The 17,797-nt window shown below is 54.6% G+C and carries 17 protein-coding genes; 6 read left to right on the top strand and 11 right to left on the bottom strand.

What is annotated here, in order from left to right:
* Nucleotides 1-228 precede the first annotated feature (228 nt).
* Both VGC33_RS05975 and VGC33_RS05980 read left to right on the top strand, forming a co-directional pair.
* Nucleotides 229-1,854, top strand: coding sequence for a methyl-accepting chemotaxis protein (locus VGC33_RS05975; protein WP_331119836.1), 1,626 nt, complete (start codon nucleotides 229-231; stop codon nucleotides 1,852-1,854).
* A 60-nt stretch (nucleotides 1,855-1,914) separates the two neighbouring features.
* Nucleotides 1,915-2,880: a D-2-hydroxyacid dehydrogenase family protein gene (locus VGC33_RS05980; protein ID WP_331119837.1), complete on the top strand. Its 966-nt coding sequence runs from the start codon at nucleotides 1,915-1,917 to the stop codon at nucleotides 2,878-2,880.
* A 99-nt stretch (nucleotides 2,881-2,979) separates the two neighbouring features.
* Here the strand turns inward: VGC33_RS05980 and VGC33_RS05985 are convergent, their stop codons facing one another.
* Nucleotides 2,980-4,059, bottom strand: a complete 1,080-nt coding sequence (locus VGC33_RS05985; protein ID WP_331119838.1) for an SDR family oxidoreductase — start codon at nucleotides 4,057-4,059, stop codon at nucleotides 2,980-2,982.
* A 104-nt stretch (nucleotides 4,060-4,163) separates the two neighbouring features.
* Here VGC33_RS05985 and VGC33_RS05990 point away from each other — a divergent pair, with 104 nt between their 5' ends.
* On the top strand, nucleotides 4,164-5,072 hold the full coding sequence (locus VGC33_RS05990; protein ID WP_331119839.1) for a LysR family transcriptional regulator: 909 nt from the start codon (nucleotides 4,164-4,166) through the stop codon (nucleotides 5,070-5,072).
* 54 nt (nucleotides 5,073-5,126) lie between these two features.
* On the opposite strand, the gene VGC33_RS05995 is transcribed toward VGC33_RS05990, so the two are convergent.
* On the bottom strand, nucleotides 5,127-6,128 hold the full coding sequence (locus VGC33_RS05995; protein WP_331119840.1) for an MBL fold metallo-hydrolase: 1,002 nt from the start codon (nucleotides 6,126-6,128) through the stop codon (nucleotides 5,127-5,129).
* A gap of 85 nt (nucleotides 6,129-6,213) precedes the next feature.
* On the opposite strand from VGC33_RS05995, the gene VGC33_RS06000 reads away from it, so the two are divergent.
* Nucleotides 6,214-7,152, top strand: a complete 939-nt coding sequence (locus VGC33_RS06000) for a LysR family transcriptional regulator (protein ID WP_331119841.1) — start codon at nucleotides 6,214-6,216, stop codon at nucleotides 7,150-7,152.
* Nucleotides 7,153-7,169: 17 nt separating this feature from the next.
* Here VGC33_RS06000 and VGC33_RS06005 read toward each other — a convergent pair whose 3' ends face one another.
* From VGC33_RS06005 to VGC33_RS06020, 4 genes are all read right to left on the bottom strand, one after another.
* Entirely contained in the window at nucleotides 7,170-7,805 is a 636-nt protein-coding gene (locus VGC33_RS06005) for a transglycosylase SLT domain-containing protein (protein ID WP_331119842.1), read from the bottom strand.
* A 379-nt stretch (nucleotides 7,806-8,184) separates the two neighbouring features.
* Nucleotides 8,185-9,567 (bottom strand): sensor histidine kinase, encoded by a 1,383-nt coding sequence (locus tag VGC33_RS06010; RefSeq protein ID WP_331119843.1) that lies wholly within the window; start codon nucleotides 9,565-9,567, stop codon nucleotides 8,185-8,187.
* Nucleotides 9,560-10,270 (bottom strand): response regulator transcription factor, encoded by a 711-nt coding sequence (locus VGC33_RS06015; RefSeq protein ID WP_331119844.1) that lies wholly within the window; start codon nucleotides 10,268-10,270, stop codon nucleotides 9,560-9,562. Before VGC33_RS06015 ends, VGC33_RS06010 begins: the two co-directional genes overlap by 8 nt.
* 14 nt (nucleotides 10,271-10,284) lie before the next feature.
* Nucleotides 10,285-11,100, bottom strand: a complete 816-nt coding sequence (locus tag VGC33_RS06020; protein WP_331119845.1) for a MipA/OmpV family protein — start codon at nucleotides 11,098-11,100, stop codon at nucleotides 10,285-10,287.
* A gap of 374 nt (nucleotides 11,101-11,474) precedes the next feature.
* On the opposite strand from VGC33_RS06020, the gene VGC33_RS06025 reads away from it, so the two are divergent.
* A complete protein-coding gene (locus VGC33_RS06025) occupies nucleotides 11,475-12,389 on the top strand; it encodes an Rpn family recombination-promoting nuclease/putative transposase (RefSeq protein ID WP_331119846.1) in 915 nt (304 codons plus the stop codon).
* A gap of 19 nt (nucleotides 12,390-12,408) precedes the next feature.
* On the opposite strand, the gene VGC33_RS06030 is transcribed toward VGC33_RS06025, so the two are convergent.
* Nucleotides 12,409-13,140, bottom strand: coding sequence for an SDR family NAD(P)-dependent oxidoreductase (locus tag VGC33_RS06030; protein WP_331119847.1), 732 nt, complete (start codon nucleotides 13,138-13,140; stop codon nucleotides 12,409-12,411).
* A gap of 98 nt (nucleotides 13,141-13,238) precedes the next feature.
* Here VGC33_RS06030 and VGC33_RS06035 point away from each other — a divergent pair, with 98 nt between their 5' ends.
* Nucleotides 13,239-13,622, top strand: coding sequence for a winged helix-turn-helix transcriptional regulator (locus tag VGC33_RS06035; RefSeq protein WP_331119848.1), 384 nt, complete (start codon nucleotides 13,239-13,241; stop codon nucleotides 13,620-13,622).
* A gap of 38 nt (nucleotides 13,623-13,660) precedes the next feature.
* Here the strand turns inward: VGC33_RS06035 and VGC33_RS06040 are convergent, their stop codons facing one another.
* The 4 genes from VGC33_RS06040 to VGC33_RS06055 form a co-directional block, all read right to left on the bottom strand.
* Entirely contained in the window at nucleotides 13,661-14,998 is a 1,338-nt protein-coding gene (locus tag VGC33_RS06040) for an MFS transporter (RefSeq protein ID WP_331119849.1), read from the bottom strand.
* Nucleotides 14,999-15,208: 210 nt separating this feature from the next.
* Nucleotides 15,209-15,919: a GntR family transcriptional regulator gene (locus tag VGC33_RS06045; protein WP_331119850.1), complete on the bottom strand. Its 711-nt coding sequence runs from the start codon at nucleotides 15,917-15,919 to the stop codon at nucleotides 15,209-15,211.
* Between the two features lie 26 nt (nucleotides 15,920-15,945).
* A complete protein-coding gene (locus tag VGC33_RS06050) occupies nucleotides 15,946-17,082 on the bottom strand; it encodes a mandelate racemase/muconate lactonizing enzyme family protein (protein ID WP_331119851.1) in 1,137 nt (378 codons plus the stop codon).
* A 355-nt stretch (nucleotides 17,083-17,437) separates the two neighbouring features.
* Nucleotides 17,438-17,614 carry a hypothetical protein gene (locus tag VGC33_RS06055; RefSeq protein WP_331119852.1) on the bottom strand — a complete coding sequence of 59 codons (177 nt, stop codon included), beginning with the start codon at nucleotides 17,612-17,614 and terminating at the stop codon, nucleotides 17,438-17,440.
* Between the last annotated feature and the right edge of the window lie 183 nt (nucleotides 17,615-17,797).

Here is a 17,797-nt window from a genome sequence, read left to right on the forward strand (position 1 = left end):
GCGCCGGTTGCCGCGCACGCCCCATCGTTACGCCATTCCATCCCGATGCATCCCCTCAACGGCCTGCGCGTCAAGGCCGCCACCGGTTAACCACGCGCGCCATCCCGACAAGCTCGCCGTATATTCTGCGGTTTATTTGGCTTAGCGGCGCGGATAGATTTTTTTGCCGACCCCATTGCGCGGCTGTAACGTTACTGACATCAAGCCGTCGAATACTGGATTTTATTTATGATGGATAAAATAATGTTGGTAATGGGTCGAGGCGGTTTTAAGGGTAGCGCATGGCGATTGCCGCGGATCGTCGCACCGCAGTGGCTGACCAGCCTGCGCGGGGGATTTATCCTGTTCCTGTTGTTGTTTGGCCTGCTGCAATGCGTCTCAATCACGTTGCTCTCGCAGTTGGTCGCCCACACCAAAATCAATATCGCCACCGCCCACGTCATGACGGAACGTCAGGCGTTAATAAATAAATCCCGTATAGAATTACTGACCGCCAGCGACAATATCAATCGCGCCGGCGTCTATTTTATGCAGGATAAACAAAGTGGTTCCGTCGGCAGTTGGCAGGCGTTGGCCGACAGCGCCGATATCGCGCTGAAAGCCGCCCGGGCTTTTTTTGCCGACTACCTGAAGCTTGCGGGCGCGGGGGATGGCGACGCCGACCTGCGGCAAAATTTTGCCCTGGTGTTCGATGGACTGAACGAGCAGCTAAAAGGCCTGCGCGCGGATAATATCGATTCCTTTTTTATGGTGCCCATCCAGGCGTTCCAGGAACAGTTCAACTCGGCGTTTTATCAGCGTTTGAACCAGGACACCGCCGACGCCGGGAGCCTTAACCAGGCGATATTGTCCTCGCTGACCACCGGCCGCGGCCTGTCGCTTGGCATCTCCGCGCTGCTGGCGGGGCTGCTGGCGCTGGCCGGCGTGGCCCTTTCCCATGCCGTTATCGTGCCGCTCGACCGCGCGCTGCGTCATTTGGCGCAGATCGCCACCGGCAATCTAAGCGAGCATGCGCCGGCGACCCGCTGGCAATCGCGGGAGATATCGGCCCTCAACCGGGGCATTGGCCAGATGCGGGGTGGGTTGCGGCATATCGTTGATGAAATCAATGAAATATCTTCATTAGTGATGCAAGGCGCCGGCGATATCGCCGGCCATAACCAGCGCATCAGCCAGCATAACCGGCATCAGACGCTGGCCTTTCACACCATTGGCGACCGATTAAACAACGTGGCGCAAGAGGCGGAAAACGGCGCGCTGTTCGCCGGCAACGCCACGCGGCATATGAGCGAGGCGGAGGCGTTGACCCGGCGCTGCGGCGATATGGTGACGGAGGTGGATAAAAAAATGCATGAAATCGTGGCGGAGTCGGAAAAAATAGCCGGTATCGTCACCTTTCTCGACGGCATTTCCATGCAAACCAAACTGCTTTCGCTCAACGCGGCCATCGAAGCGGCTCATTCGGGCAGCCATGGCCGCACCTTTTCGGTGGTCGCGAGGGAAATGAGCCTGCTGTCGCAAAAAAGCGGCGGGTCGACGCGTGATATCGATAGGCTGATTCAATCCACCCACCGGCACATCGACGGCGGTTTCAGCCGGGTAAAAGCGCTGGATGCGGTATACCACGATATTATCCAAGCGGTCCAGGGGGTGGCGTTGTTGCTGGAGGAACTGCAGCGCAATGCCGCTTCGCAAAGCGAGGGGGTCAACGCCATTGCCGGTGAAATCAAGCAACTCAACGATCAAATCGCGCAAAGCAATCTGCTGAATCTGGCCTGCGCAAGCGCATCCGATTCGCTTATTGGTCATTCCGAACGTTTGCGGCAAAGCGTCAGCAAGTTCGCGCTGGCATGACCGGCCAAAAAAGCCGATGATATTTTCCTGCCATCCTGTGAACCACTGCGAGGAAAAAAGATGAGCCCCTTATCCCCTTTACGCATTGCGGTTATCGACGACTGGCAATCCGTCGCCGGTCGGTTAGTGGACTGGTCGGCGCTGGCGCCGGTCGGCGAGGTGATTTTTTTGCACGAATTTCCCGCCGATACCGCGGTGCTGATCGAACGGCTGCGCTCCTACGACGTTATCTGCGCCATGCGTGAGCGGACCCGTTTTGACCGCGCGCTGTTGATGCAGTTGCCGCAGTTAAAGCTGCTGGTCACCAGCGGCATGAAAAACGCCGCCATTGATATAGCCGCCGCCGGTGAGCTGGGGATAAGCGTCGCCGGCACCGGCGGTGATCCTTATGCCGCCCCCGAACTGACCTGGGCGCTGGTTATGGCGCTTACCCGCAATCTGCTGGCCGAGGGGAATGCGCTGAAGTCTGGCGGTTGGCAGCAGGGGTTGGGCGTCAGCCTGCATGGCCGGACGCTCGGCATCCTGGGTTTGGGTAAAATTGGCCGCAAGGTGGCCCGCTATGCGCAGGCCTTCGGCATGGAAACTATCGCCTGGAGTGAAAACCTGACGGCCGAACGGGCGGCCGAGTCGGGCGTGATCTATGTTGACAAGCAGACGCTGTTTGCCCAGTCGGACGTGTTATCCGTCCATCTGGTATTAAGCGAACGCAGCCGCGGGATCGTCGACGCCGCGTCGCTGGCGCGGATGAAACCCGGCGCGTATGTGGTCAATACCGCGCGTGGGCCGATTATCGACGAGGCGGCGCTGATTGACGCATTACGCAAGAAACGCATCGCCGGCGCGGCGCTGGATGTCTTTGATCAGGAACCATTGCCGGCGGGACATCCATTTCGCACCCTGGATAACGTCCTGGCGACGCCGCATATCGGTTACGTGACCCGCGAGAGCTACAGCCTGTTTTTCAGCCATATGATCGAGGATATCCTGGCCTGGCACGCCGGCCGGCCAATCCGGCTGCTGGCCTAGCGCATCCGGCCGCATCCGCGCCAAGGCGTGGCAATCCGCCCGGCCTGCGGCGGCTGCGTCCCAAGGACGGGCTATCCGCCGTCCTGTGGCGGCCGCGCGCTATGCCGGGATGATCCGTTCGGTTTTCAGACGCTCAAACAGGTCGATAAAGCCGTCGTGGGTATCCTGGTAGCCGGTGAAACCGGCTTTGCGGCTTTTGCTCATATCGGTGACTATCTCCATGGGCCTGCCGAGGTCTGCGTCTGTATGCCACCAGGAGACCAGCTTATCGATATCGGCCTCGCGCAGTCTAAAGCGCGCGGCAATATCCGCCCACTGCGCCGCCGCGTCATGCATACGTTCTCCGAGCGGCGACGTCTGGCCGGGGAACGGAGCCGCTTCCAGGCCAAAGTAGCCGGCTATTCGCGGCCACATCCACTGCCAGCGGAAGATATCGCCGTTCACGACGTTAAAATCCTGATTTTTTCCCTGGTCATGGGTGGCGGCCCATTCCAGATGACGGGCCAACTGCCGGGCATCGGTCATATCGGTCAGGCCTTGCCATTGCATGGCCGAACCCGGGAAGATAAACGGCTGGCCGGTGTATTTGCACAACGTGGCATAGACCGCCAGGGTCACCCCCATATTCATGGCATTGCCGATGGCATACCCGACGATGGTATGCGGGCGATGGACGCTCCAGGTGAAGCCATGGCGTTGAGCCGCGGCGAACAGGCGGTCTTCCTGTTCGTAATAAAAATTATCCACCGGCAGCCGCCCCTGCTCTTCGCGAAAGGGCGTGACGGGAACCGCGCCGGTGGCATAAGCCTCAAACGGCCCGAGGTAATGCTTCAGTCCGGTTACCAGCGCGACGTGGCCTTGATTTTGCGAACTGTTCAGCGAGCCGCCTAACGCATCCAGCACATGGCTGATCATGGCGCCGTTGACGCGGATATTTTCTTTTTCCGAAGCCTGACGCGCCCAGGCGGTGAAAAACACGCGATCGACCTGAAGACCGCTTACCGCCGCCGCCACGGATTGCGCGTCGGTAAGGTCGGCAACGATGGCCTCGCACCCCGCCGGCATTGGCGTGCGTCCGCGAGACAAGCCATGTACCCGCCACCCGCCGCGGAGTAACTTTTCCGCCAGCGCGCTGCCGATAATACCGCTGGCGCCGACGATCAATGCGCTGTGTTGCATGTTTAAACCTCCTATAGCCGTTTTAGCTATTCAGCTTAAACTGGAATTAAATTCTTATCCCGGCTATTATTTCCTGCCATTCAAGAATTTTTGTCCATATTAATATGAATCCCTCGGAACGCCTAAAGGGCCTTGGCGCCTTTGTATACACCGCCAGGCACGGTAGCTTCGCCGCCGCGGCCGAACAGCTGAATCTCACCAGCTCCGCGGTGGGCAAAAGCGTGGCGCGCCTCGAACAACGTCTTGAAACCCGGCTGTTTGATCGCACCACGCGCCGGTTGACCCTCACCGACGCCGGGCAGGCATTTTTCGCTACCTGTACCCGGGTATTAAGCGATCTGGCCGAGGCGCAGGCGGTATTGGCGTCCCATGCCCATACGCCGATGGGCCGGCTGCGTATCGATCTGCCGGCCTCGTTCGGCCGTCTTATCGTGATGCCGGTGCTTATCGCGTTTTTCAAGCGGCATACGCATCTGCGGCCCCACATCACTTTTACCGATCGTTTTGTCGATCTGGTTGACGAAGGGGTGGATGTCGCGGTGCGTATCGGCGGCGTCGGCGATCTGCCGCCGACTATCGGTTCGCGTTACCTGGGCACGGAACGCCTGATTTTCTGCGCCGCGCCGTCTTACCTTAAGGCGCGGGGAGCGCCGCTCACCCTGGAGGCGCTGGGCGAGCATGATTGCGTGGTTTATGGCAAAAGCGATGGCGCGGGGGCGCGCTGGTTGCTGCCGGCGCAGGGGGGGCGGGCCAAAACGCTGGAGGTGGCGCATCATATGATGGTCAGCGATAGCGAAGCGCAGGTGGCGGCCCTGGAGGCGGGAGCGGGAATGGCGCAGATGGCCACCTGGCTGGTAAGCAAAAGTCTCGGTGAAGGTAAACTGGTGCCGGTGCTGCCCGAGGTCTCGGTCGACGGCCTGCCGTTGCATATTACCTGGCCGAAAAATAAGCAGCTCACGCCCAAGATCGATCTATTATTGCAAACTTTCGCCGCTCAGTTGCATATCCGTTAAGGCATGTGCGTGGCGGGTGGCCGACAACCATTCCCCATCCCGCTTTTACGCCGGTTAATCTAAACCCGACAGACTGTAGTTAACCGGCACCCACCGGTAGCCCCGCTGATTGCCCGCCATGGCTTCACGGTATTTCACATGGCCCAGGCCGGGGAAAGCAATATGGTCGGCGGCGATCAGATAGTTATTTTTTACCGCCTGCTCCAGAACGGTTTTTCTGGATTTGGCCGCCTGCGTCTTGTTCCAGTCAAACGAGATAGTCGTGTCCGGATCGGGTAATTGCACGGCGGACGAATGAATGGTGTCGCCCCAAATCAGCAGCTTCTGGCCGGCGCTTTCTATCAAATAAAGCGTATGGCCCGGCGTATGGCCCGGCGCGGGAAGGGTGTTGATGCCGGGAAGCAACTGGGTTTTGCCCGTGAAGGTTTTTAATCTGCCCGCGTTGATTACCGGCCTGAAGGATGACGCTGATTCCGGGAAGGTATGCTTTTCACTCTCCCGCACCCGGTCGATGTTCTCGGGATTCAGCCAAAAGTCGGCATCCTGCCGATTAACCCAAACGGTGGCGTTGGGGAAAGCGTACTTCCCGTTATGCACCAATCCGCCTGAATGATCCGCGTGAATATGGGTTAACAAGACGGTATCTATCTTTTCCGCCGGATAACCGGCAGCCCGCAGGTTTTCGAACAGGCGTCCGCCATCCTTGCCAAACAGCGGGCCGGAACCGGTATCCACCAGGATCAAATTGCTACCGGTGTTGATAACATAGGCATTGATGGACGTTTCCACAAGGGTGGACATATCCTCATCGGCCAACCGCTGTTTAAGCACGGCGGGCGGGATATCCAGTAACAGCTTATCCAGCGGGATGGTCACGGTACCGTCGGAAATGGCGGTGATTTCAAACTTGCCCAGCATCATGCGATAGAAGCCCGGCGCCTGGTGTTTTTGCTGCGCCACCGGGGCTGGGGATGCGCTAATGCGCGCCAGGGCGGGCATTAGCGCCATACCCACCATCAAGACGGCGGCGACGTTGACCTTGTTGACTGATTTCATCTTTACCATCCATTTTCAAACAATATTAAATAATGGATTAAGTATCAGTCGGGCAGTATTATTGATCAAATTGATTGGAGTAATTATGAATATCAATGAAAACGATTTTCGTGGCGTCGATTTGAATCTGCTGATTACTTTCCTGGTACTGTATCGCGAGCGCAGCGTTTCACAGGCCGCGCAGAAACTTTTTCTCGGGCAACCGGCGGTCAGCAGCGCTTTGGCCAGGCTGCGGGCGTTATTTGACGATGCGCTGTTTATTCGTACCGCTCAGGGTATGCAACCCACCGCCAGGGCTGATTTTCTGGCCCAGCGTTTTGCGCCGCAGTTTGAGCGGATCCGGTCAATTTTGTTTGATTCGGATGAGTTTATTCCCCGCGCGAGCCAGCGCAAATTTACCCTGGGGATGGCGGATTGGGTCGAAATTTGGCTGATGCCGCCGCTGTTGAAACAGCTCAGGATAAGCGCGCCGGATATTCGTATCAACGTGATCGCCACTACGCCCTTTGAGGATCAGGCTTACATTGAGCAGCACGGGGTGGACATGGTCGTGTCGGTTACCAGAGACCAGGCGCCTTGGCTCCGACGAGAGACGCTGTTATCCCAGGCGTTCCAGGTATTATGGCATCCGCGCCAACTGCCGCTGTCCGCGCCGCTCTCTCTTGAGAATTATTTGCGCTATGAACATCTCTTGGTTACCTATCGATCGCGGGCGCGCAGCATAGCGGACGAAATGCTGGCGCAAAAGGGCATGGAGCGGCGCATCAGTTATACCACGCCGCACTTCTCTTCATTACCGGGGATATTGCAGAATACGGCGTCGCTGACAACGGTACCGCAAGCATTGGCGCGGGCATGGATACGGGACTTCGGTTTTTGCGCCAGTCCGCCGCCGTTGGCCCTGCCGGAATTTGACCTGTCGCTGTTATGGCATGCCAGACATGACGCCGACGCAGGCCGCCGCTGGCTTGCGGGAGAGATATGCGCTATAGCGGAGAATGGCGCGGCGCCGGTAACCGCGTAGTCAAACGAATACCGGTCTTAACGCATCGCCAGGTAGGCATTTTTCACTTTCCACAGGTAACGCGGAGCCTGCGGCTGGGGATGTTTTTCCTGGATATGCTGGTAGAACTGTTCCGGCGTCAGCTGGTTAATCTTGCTAATGGCATAGTCCCGATCGCTTGAGAACGATCGCAGCAGGGCGCCCGCGCCGTTAACATAAGCGACGGCGGTGGCGTAGCGCAGCGTCTCGGGGTTATGGATACCGGACAACTGCCGTTGCAGGATGCTGATATAGGCCGTGCCCAGATCGATATTCGTGGCGGGGTCTTTGAGATCGCGGGCGCTTGGCTGGCCGTAGCGGCCCTTTAACCGATAGGCATCGCGTCCGGCGGTAGAGGCCTTGAGCTGCATGAGCCCGATGGCGTTGGATTTGCTGACCACACTGGGGTTATAACCCGACTCTACCTGGATAATGGCTTTCACCAGCGTCTCATCCACGCCGTAGATGCTGGCGGAGTCGTGGATATAGCCGCCATAAATTCCCTTGGGCGCTTCCTGCGGGAGCATTTGCTGCGGCTGGGGCGGGGTAACGATGGCGACAGGCCGCTCTGTGGGTTGTTTGGCACACCCGGCCAACAGCAAACCAGCTATCAGGAAAAGGGAGTTTAATTTCACGCAGTATGCCTCAGGCGACGGGAGCGACCCTCAGCATATACAGGTTTTTGCCACTTCTGAACGTTTTTTTTCAGCGTTGCGAGGCTAATTGCATTTTTTTGCCTCGTTTCGTTAGATTGGGCGATATTTTGCTGGCACCGTTGCTATGTCTCTAAGATGCCTCCTAAAATTATATTTAAAAATTAAAAAAATGTAAGGGTGACGGCACGGCCAAATAAGACGGCAAGTTCCATTGCGGCCGTGCCGGCCGTGTAATTCAACCCTCGGTTTTTAAAAAACCGACCTCTGCGGCGAGTTTTGTTTCCTGGTTATTTATCAGCGCGGCATCTTCCGGTTTATGTCGTCGCTGGCGTTTATTGACCTGCGCCGCAATAGGGGATTAAAACGTCAGGATAAAACGGCTGCCCTGCGGCAGTGCTTCCACGCGCAACTGCCAGTGATGGGCAACGGCGATTTCCCTGCAGATGGCCAGTCCCAGTCCGGTGCCGCCGTGTACCGCGCCGGGCGCGCGCCAGAACCGGTCAAATACCCGCGCCGCGTCCTCGGCGTTTATGCCCGGTCCACTGTCCGACACCTGGATAGAGGAGGTATCCGCCAGCATGTCAACGCTGCCGCCGGGCGGAGAATAATTGATGGCATTCTCGACAATGTTTTTCAGCAAAATAAACAGCGCGCTTTTATCGGCGCGTATCGGCGGCAGGTCGTCCGGCAGCCACAGGCGCAAGGTGATACTGTTGCCCGCGGCCTTACGGTCCAGGTAGGCGGCCACGTCGCGCATCACGGCAAGCCGGTCTACCTCACTGAAGCTAAAATTCTGCGATTCGCTCACCTCCGCCAGGTGCAACAGCTGGCGGACCTGGCGCGCCATGAGATCAATCTCCCGAAACAACAGGGGCTTATTATCGATTTCGGGCTGAAGCTCAATTTGTCCCCGCAGCAAGGTGAGCGGAGTTTGCAGCTCGTGCGCCGCGGCGCCAAGAAAATCCTGCTGGGCGATAAAACCCTTTTCCAGCCGCGCCAGGGCAGCGTTGAACGCGTCGATTAGCGGTCTTATCTCGCTTGGGATATCGCGATCGTTTAAACGGGTCTGCAAATTAGCGGGCGTGATTGACATGGCGGCCTCCGAGGCCACTTTCAGGGGATACAGCACGCGGCGTATGGTAAAGGGAAAAGCCAGGCCGAACGCGATGGTCGCGATAAACACGCTCCAGGCAATAATCCCCGGCAGCGGGGCGAATTTCATATCCACGACGTTTTCCCCGAAGGCGTCGCTGGTAGCGGTCTGCACGTAAAAACGCCGCTGCTGGTGGTCGGTTGCGAGTGTTATCACATCAAAGGGCCTGCCGCTGATGGCGACCCGCTGATGGGAATCCGTCAAATCCGCGAGCCGACCCCGACCCCAGGGTAAGCCGCTGGTGTCTGTTCCACTACTCAGCCGTAATGTGCCGTTATCATCAAAAACGCGATACATCACCTCGGTGGGGGCAATCGCAAACAGCCAGGCCAACTGTTCGTCCACCCTCACGGAGACCGGCATGCCCAGCGCGTTGTATTGCAAGCCGGCGGCAACCCGCTCGGCATTTCTTTGATTATTATCTTTCTGCCACATTTCCTGGGGAAATTGATTCAAAGCGAACAAGTACAACGCCGCGATAAGCGACAGGCTGGCCGCCAGGACGGCGATGCTGGTCAGCCATAATCTCGCCGAGAGGCTGTATGTCCAGTAGCGTACCCATTTGACGCGCAGAAAAGTATTAAACATGCTCTATTCCATCGTCATCACCCGACTCTATCCTCGCGGCCAGGGCGAAGCCGACGCCCCGGACATTAATGATATGGGCCGCCACGCCCGCGGAGGACATTTTTTTACGTAGCCGGTGAACGGTAACCTCCAGCGCATTAGGCGTGACCGCTTCGCTTAATCCCCAGGCGGCATGTTCCAGCGATGAATGACGCACGGTTTGCCCGGCCGCGTCAATCATGGCCAGCAGGATTTGCAGTTCGGTGGGGGCGAGTAATACGGACCGCGTTGCGCCGCGCAGCGTCTGTTCTTGAGGATCGATGGTAATATCGGCGAAGCTGTATACCAGGCCGGCGGTTTCAACCGGACGACGCATCAGCGTCCTGACGCGGGCCACCAGTTCGCTCATGGCGAAGGGCTTGGTGACGTAATCATCCGCGCCGCTTTCCAGGCCGTCGACCCGATCGTGCAAGGCATCCCGGGCGGTCAGAATCAGGCAGGGCGTCATATATCCCGTGGCCCGCAAATCCCTTAAAAAATCCAGTCCGTCCCCGTCGGGCAAGCCGCGATCGATGATAAGCACGGCATATCCTGCCTGCTTTACGCCATATTTCGCCTGGGATAGGGTATAAAAAAAATCGGTTTCCACGCCGGCGGCGGACAAAGACTGGCCTATCATGGCCGCCAGGCGCTCGTTGTCCTCGATAAGTGCGACCCGCGCCATAGAATTTCATCCCGTTAAAAACGATAAAGGTATCCGAGCCTTGCTTCCGGGATCGCCGTCCTGTCAACCAATGGGCTATCGGTAATCCCGCTCCCCAGGCGGGAAACGCCGGCGTCCAGGCTCAGGCTTTGATGCGGCGTAAGCTGATAGTCTAAACGCACGCCCGCCGAAAGATTATAGGTGGATTTACCCGCGTAGGCTTCGCGCCCGGCGCGTGCTTCGTCATCTTCCACGCCGTAATAATAATCCACGTATTGACTGTTATACCAGTCGATGCCGATGTGGGGTACCAGCGTGAAATCACCATAGTTGAAGGGCCGGCGGTAATCAACGCCTGCTTTCAACCCTTTATTCCCCGCCGTCAGGAAGTTCGCCCCCAAGACGCCGTAACCCGTGTCCCAGGCCAGGGCCGGCCCGATCCAGAATCCGCCCTTGCGTTTTTGCATGCCGTCGAGAATGGGCGCATCCGATTCTTTATAGCCGTCGCCCAGGGCATATTCACCGCGCAGGGTGAAACTCACACTGTCCCAACGGCCGATGTTGAGGTCGAGTTTATTACCGAATACATGGACCCATTTATTCTCAAAATAAATCAGGGGCAGGGGAGAAACGCTGGCATCGTCCCCTTTGTAAGGCGATTGCTTATATCCCACGCCGACGCCAAGCCCCCAGTTGGTGACGTTGGGCGCGTCATCCCAAAAAGAAAAACCCGCCGCGTCGCGCTCTGTTCCCGCCGGGGAAGAACCGGCGCCACTGGCGGCGGCGGAAAAAAACAGAACTGATGCCAATGCGTGCCGTACGCTGAGCCGATGTTGCATGAATTTTCTCACAGTAGTTGCCTGGGTATTGCCGGAGGGGTAATTCTAAGGGCCACAGGCTTACAACCGGCTTACAGCAAGTCGATTCACACCATTTTTCAACGGCTGCCCGCAAAAGTTTTATAGTTTTGTCATGTTGGTGAATAAACCTGGAATGAGGATAACAAATGGATTGCATAATGATTGCAGCGTGCCCTGGCAACGGTAATATATCTTTTAAAAATTACCCCATGCCGTAAAAAAATTTATGCTAATAATAAAATATGTTATTTAATATCTATTATTGAGAATAAAAAATCAGCCTTGCTCGATTTATGCTGGCCCGTTACGATAAATAATATAAAAAATAATTTTAATGCGCAATCCAGTGCGGAAGGTCGTTATGTATGGTTACTAATCATTGTCCCCATGATGCTTTTTTCAAAAAATTTCTCGGTGATATCAGCGTCGCTCGGGATTTTTTGCAAATACACCTGCCTACGTCGATAATAAAACGTTGTGACTGGGGGACGCTTAAAATTTGCCCGACTTCATATGTTGACGATAATATGCGGAACTATCATTCCGATATGCTGTATTCGGTGAATATGGCGCAGGACACCGGCTATATCTACTGCCTGATTGAACATCAGAGCCGTCCGGATAAACTGATCGCGTTTCGTCAACTGCGCTATAGCCTGGCGGCGATGCAAGGCCATCTTGATCTGGGCTTTAATCAATTACCGGTCGTGATACCGTTGTTGTTTTATCAGGGCAAACGGCCATTTACCGGCAGCACCGACTGGCTGGATTGTTTTGCCGATCGGGCGCTGGCGCGGAAAATATACTCCAATCCTTATCTGTTGGTTGATGTTACATTGATGTCCGATCGGGATATAATGTCGCACCGGCGGGTGGCATTATTTGAGTTGGTGCAAAAGCATATCAGGCAGCGCGATATGGCGACATTGGCGGAGGACATCGGCACACTGTTATATAAGTGGCCGCTATCGTTGGAGCTGAATAATAGCCTGGTATATTATATTTCCCAGGCCGGGGACACCGACGATGTCAAAGGTTTTTTTAATCAACTGGCGCGCCAGGCACCGCGCTATCAGGAGAGTATAATGACCATAGCACAAAAACTGGAGCAGATTGGCCGGCAGGAAGGTATGCAGGAAGGTATGCAGGAAGGGCTGCAGAAAGGCCGGCGTGAAGGCATATATATGGTTGCCCGGCATCTTCTCGGCAGCGGCGTTGACCGGGCGTTGGTAAAAGCCTCCACCCAATTAACGGATGAAGAGCTCGACCAGTTGGCTTGAAACAGCAAAGCGCCGTCGGTTAAACCTGCGCCATCCCACCATCAATGCATAACTCCGCGCCGGCGATAAAGCTGCTTTCGTCCGAGGCGAGGAACAGTGCTGCGGCCGCGACTTCTTCCGGCTTGCCCAGGCGGCCCAGGGGAATAAGCGTGGTCAACGAATTACGGACCTCATCGGTAACCTGATCAAACATCGGCGTGTCTATGGGGCCGGGGCTTAGGGTATTCACGCGAATTCCCCGTTCGGCAAACTCTCGGGTCCAGGTTCTGGCATAGGAGCGCATGGCGGCCTTGGTCGCGCCATAAGCGCCATAGCCGCTGGTACCAATCGACCCGGCAATGGACCCTATCAACACCATGCTGCCGCCATTGCCCATCAGCGGCAGCGCTTTTTGCGCCGTGAATAACGCGGCTCGGGCGTTAACATCGAAAATCAGATCGAAATGCGTTTCAGTTATCTCGGCCAGCGTGGAGGTTTCGGAAACGCCTGATGATATCACCAGAACATCCAGGTGGCCTTTGTGGGCCTTTACCCTGGCGTAAAGCCGGTCAAGGTCCGCCATTTTAGTGACGTCGCCTTGCACCGACTCAATGTTTTCACCAATTAATGCAACCGCTTTATCGAGTTCACCCTGGCGGCGGCCAGTGATGAAAACATACGCGCCTTCAGCGACGAAACGCTGCGCGATAGCCAGACCGATCCCGCTGCCGCCGCCGGTCACCACAGCGATTTTCCCGTTTAAATTCGACATTGAAATACTCCATTGGATTTGAGCCATCATGGTATATGTTGTATACCTACTGTCAATTACGCACCCCCAGTTCCGTAGGTATACATAAGGAAACCACCATGTCCCGGCCAGCCATTAATACCCTCGATGCAGCCTGCGCGGCTCGCCCGATACTCGACCAAATCGCCAATAAATGGTCATTGATGATCCTGATCGCTCTTTGCGAGCAGCCGGTTCGATTTAATGAGTTGCAGCGGCGCTTGGGAGGAATTTCACAGAAGGCATTGACCGAAAGCCTGCGCCGTCTCGAGAGAAACGGGCTGGTGCGAAGATATGTTATTACCTGCTCGCCGGTCGCGGTTGAATATTCGATTACTCAATTGGGGCACACATTACAACTGCCGTTTGCCGCGCTCTATGCCTGGGCCGTCGATCATCAACCCGACATCGAACGGGCGCAGCGGGATTTCGACCGGCAGAGTATCAGCAGAGCGGTAAACTAAACTGCGCCATACGGTATCCTGGCGCAGCGGACGTTCTGTTAATAAGAATGACGGGTTAGTTTTTTCTGTATTTGCACCAGAGCATAAATGGCCATCAACGTCGCCAGGCAGCACAGGGACAAATATCCCGCCACGTAAAAAGGACTGCCGTCGGCGGCGGCGACCAGCGCCGTGGCGATAAAGGGCGTTGGCCCCGCGATAAGCATGGCATTAAGCTCGCGGGTTATCGCAATGCCGGAAAAACGGTACCTGGTGGGGAAAAGATTGGCCAGGAAAGCGCCTTGTGCCCCGGCAAGCGTTGCAAATCCAATGCCATAGGCCAGGGACATGGCGAGAATGGAGAAGAGAAGATTTCCCTTTTCCAAAATCAAAAAAAGCGGGTAAACGTAGATGCCGGTAAATACGGCGCCAAACGCATATACCGGCGCGCAACCCACTCTGTCGGCAATTTTCCCGGCCATCGGCGTCATAAAGGCGCCGACGAGCGTTGAAATCATCACGACCACCAGGCCATCGGTTTTGGGCATATGTATGGTATTGGTCAGATAACTCAAGACAAAACTGCCCAACAGGTAAGCATTCGCGTTATGTCCGGTAATTGAAAGGAAACCGAATATGATTTCCTTTGGTGAGTTTTTAAATAGCTCCTTGATGGGCGTTTGTTTTTCGCGTTTATTTTTTGCCGCTTTTTCCATCGCTAAATTATATTCCGGCGTTTCTTCCAGGTGTTTACGGATATAGACGGCAATAACAAACAGGAAGATGGAGAACAAAAAAGGGATGCGCCACCCCCAATTCAGTAATATATCCTCCGGTAATTGAGCCACCGCAAGGAACACTATGGTCGAGAGCAAGATACCCGCTAACGAGGCGGACTGGAGAATCGCGGTTAATTTTGCCTGCTGCCCCGGCGGCGCGTATTCGGCGACCAGCGTAACGGCGCCCGCGTATTCCGCCCCGGCGCCAAACCCTTGCAGAACCCGGGTAACAACCAGCAGTATAGGCGCCAGGATCCCGACCTGGGCATAGGTTGGCAACAATCCCATACCTACGGTGGCAATACCCATCAATATAATGGTCAGTAACAACGCCGGCTTCCTGCCATATTTATCGCCGATATGCGCAATGAGCATGCCGCCAATCGGGCGCACGAAAAAACCTATGGCAAACGTGGCGAATGCGGCGAGAACGCCCGCCAGGCTGGACAGCTGAGGGAAAAATAGCTTATTGATAACTAAAGCCGAGGCGGAACCATACAACGCGTAATCAAACCATTCAATCACCGTGCCGACGGTCGAAGCAATAACCGCGCGCCTAACACCCGTCCCTTGTTTTAACGCACCATATTGTGGCAGCAGGTTTTCTTCAGAGTTCATGTCATCTCTCCTGAATTTAAGACAATTTTAATTAATGCATGCGATAGGAAAAGTTAAAACGGGATAGATAATTAATATATTCATTTGTCGATAAAAAAGCACACGGAGTCCTGGTTTGCTAGAAACCATTAATAACAGGCATTATTTTCAATATTACATGTTTCCCTCTCAACGGCTGGCGTTGTGAGGGTGTCGATAATAGGGTTTATTTTAATCAATAAAAAGTTCTGCTCTCCTTTTGAATATAAACTCCCTAAAGTTCTCGACTAACTTGAGATGTTCAATCAGGATTCTCCGGACGAGATCTTCTTCGTTATTTTTTATCGCCATGAGCAATTCACGATGTTGCATAATGGCGGTTGCCTCATGATGGGCTTCCTGTAATTCAATATAACGCAGCCGGTTCAAATGGGAGCGCATTTCTTTCACTATAAACGCCAGGCTCAGGTTTCCTGAAAACTGTATGATGTAGTCATGAAATTTTTCATCTAATTTCGTAAACTCATAATAATCTTTAATTTTTATTGCATCTTCCTGTTTGGTAATGATGATGTCGACTTTCTCCATAAGCGTAATGCTCTCCAGCGAGGTGCCATCCCAGCGGTTGGCGGCCTCGGTAAAAGCTTCAAGCTCCAGGACTTCGCGTATCCTTTGCGCCTCTCTGACTTTTCTTTTGGAGATAAACGAAACCAGCGCGCCTCGCTGCGGCATGATCTCCAGCAAACCATCAACCGACAGCCTGAAAAACGCTTGTCTGATGGGGGTCCGGCTGACGTTGAATTTAGCCGCCATTTCGTTTTCAGAAATCATTTGCCCAGGCAGGATCTGAACCGAAACGATGCGGTTCTTCAATTCTTTATATATCTGGCCTTCTAAGGTATTTCTGTCGATTTCAAAAGCATTGGATATATTTGAACTCATACTCACCTCCATTTGCATATGCGGCGCTATTTGCTGCCGCCTTTAAACGATTTTTTGACGTCTTCAGCATCCAATCGAATTGATTTTAACGCTTTTTCATCAAATTCAATACCATGGCCTGGTTTTTCACTGGGATAGGCTATGCCGTTCTCAATCGTTACGGAGCCTTCCGCTATGCCCAATTCCTGGAATGAGCCGCCGATAACATTTTCCAGCATAAAGCCGTTCGGTACCCCGCACAGCATATGTACCGATAATTCCATCATATAATGTGGCGCGACCTGTTTTCCAAACGCTTGGGATAGATTGGCTATTTTAAGCCATTCCGTGAATCCCCCGACAAAGGCCACGTCCGCCTGCACGAAATCGATGGCGCCGGCGTTCAGGTATGCAAGAAACTGAGCGCGGGAATGCATGCTTTCACCGTGGGCCAACGGTGTCCTGATGGCGGATTTCAGTCCGACATAACCTTGAAGATTATCATGCAGCAGAGGTTCCTCAATCCAGCCTAAACCCAGGACGTCAAGTTTGGCGCAATTTACGATTGCATCGCTTCCCAGCCACTTCTGGTTGAGATCCACCAATAATTTGCCGCCATTGCCAAGCTTTTCTTTCGCCCTTACGATGCGCTCGATATCCTCTTCAATATCATCCCGGCCAATTTTGAATTTTATAGTCTGATATCCCCGGGCGATATACTCATCCACCCTGTCCAGGAAATTGTCCAGCGTATCATCCTTTCTGAGATTGATCTCACTGATATAGGAAGGGATAGATGACCGCATGCCGCCGAATATTTTATACAGGGGCTGGTTAAAAATTTTGCCTTTGATATCCCATATCGCTATGTCAATGGCCGCGATAGCCATGAGATTGGCGCCGACGCCCAAGCGCCGCGATTGGCGTTGCAACTTATTCCAGATTTTTTCGTTATCCAGGGGATCCATATCGATAACCAGCGGCGCCAGGTAATTTTCTATCAAGGAGGCAATAGCGGTTCCGCCGACGTCTACCGAATAGGTAAAACCGGTTCCTTTAACGATGGTATCTGTCAGGATTTCAACAATTATAAATTCGATGCCCTGAACTTTGTTGGTGGCATCTTCCCAGGCGACGCTGGGAGGGGTTCTGTACACCGATACGTTGACGTTGCTGATTTTCATGGTTCTCACCCGGTTAAACGTGAACAAGGCCTGCGGTCGTTAAAAAACGGCTATTTATCATAAGGTTATGAATATCAGTCTCATTATCCTTGTTGTGAGTAATTATGTTAATGAATGTTTTCACTGGTGTAATGATATCTTGGACTCTTGTATCCAAGTGTGCAAGATTGGTTCGATGAAAATGTGAACGATGCCGCATATTGCAGCTCAGGCCCTGGGGGACGATCCGTTGATATTCGCGGGGAGGTGATTGTTCAACGCGTAGGAGTTTAGCGCCGGTGAGAAATGCGCATCCGTCGGCCAGAGGGTCATCGAGTATCTTGCAGCGGCTGACGATTTTGCCGCTGCTCCGGTATTAAACCCGCGCCGCGCATGCCCGCAATTGTTCGCGGGAGGCGCCGCCGCCGGCATAAACGCACAGGCCGTTAAACACCATGTGAAAGTAGCGCGCCAGTTCACCCGCCTCAACGGTATCGTCCAGATCGCCCTCTTGCTGGCCGCGCTGAAAACGATCGGTCAGCAGGCTTGTCACCCGATTACGGCGGTACGCCAAGGCAATGGGGACGTCGGCATTACCGGTGCCGATATTCCGGTGGATGGCGGATGGGCGCAGGTGTAAACGCGCGTCGCGAAAACGTAAATGATATTATCCGCAAGGGGTGCCTGGGACGGCAAATGTTAACGGTGTATGATGTCATCATGAATATAAAAACAC

It is taken from the genome of Acerihabitans sp. (genome assembly GCF_036398755.1).
Lineage (GTDB): Bacteria > Pseudomonadota > Gammaproteobacteria > Enterobacterales > Enterobacteriaceae > Acerihabitans.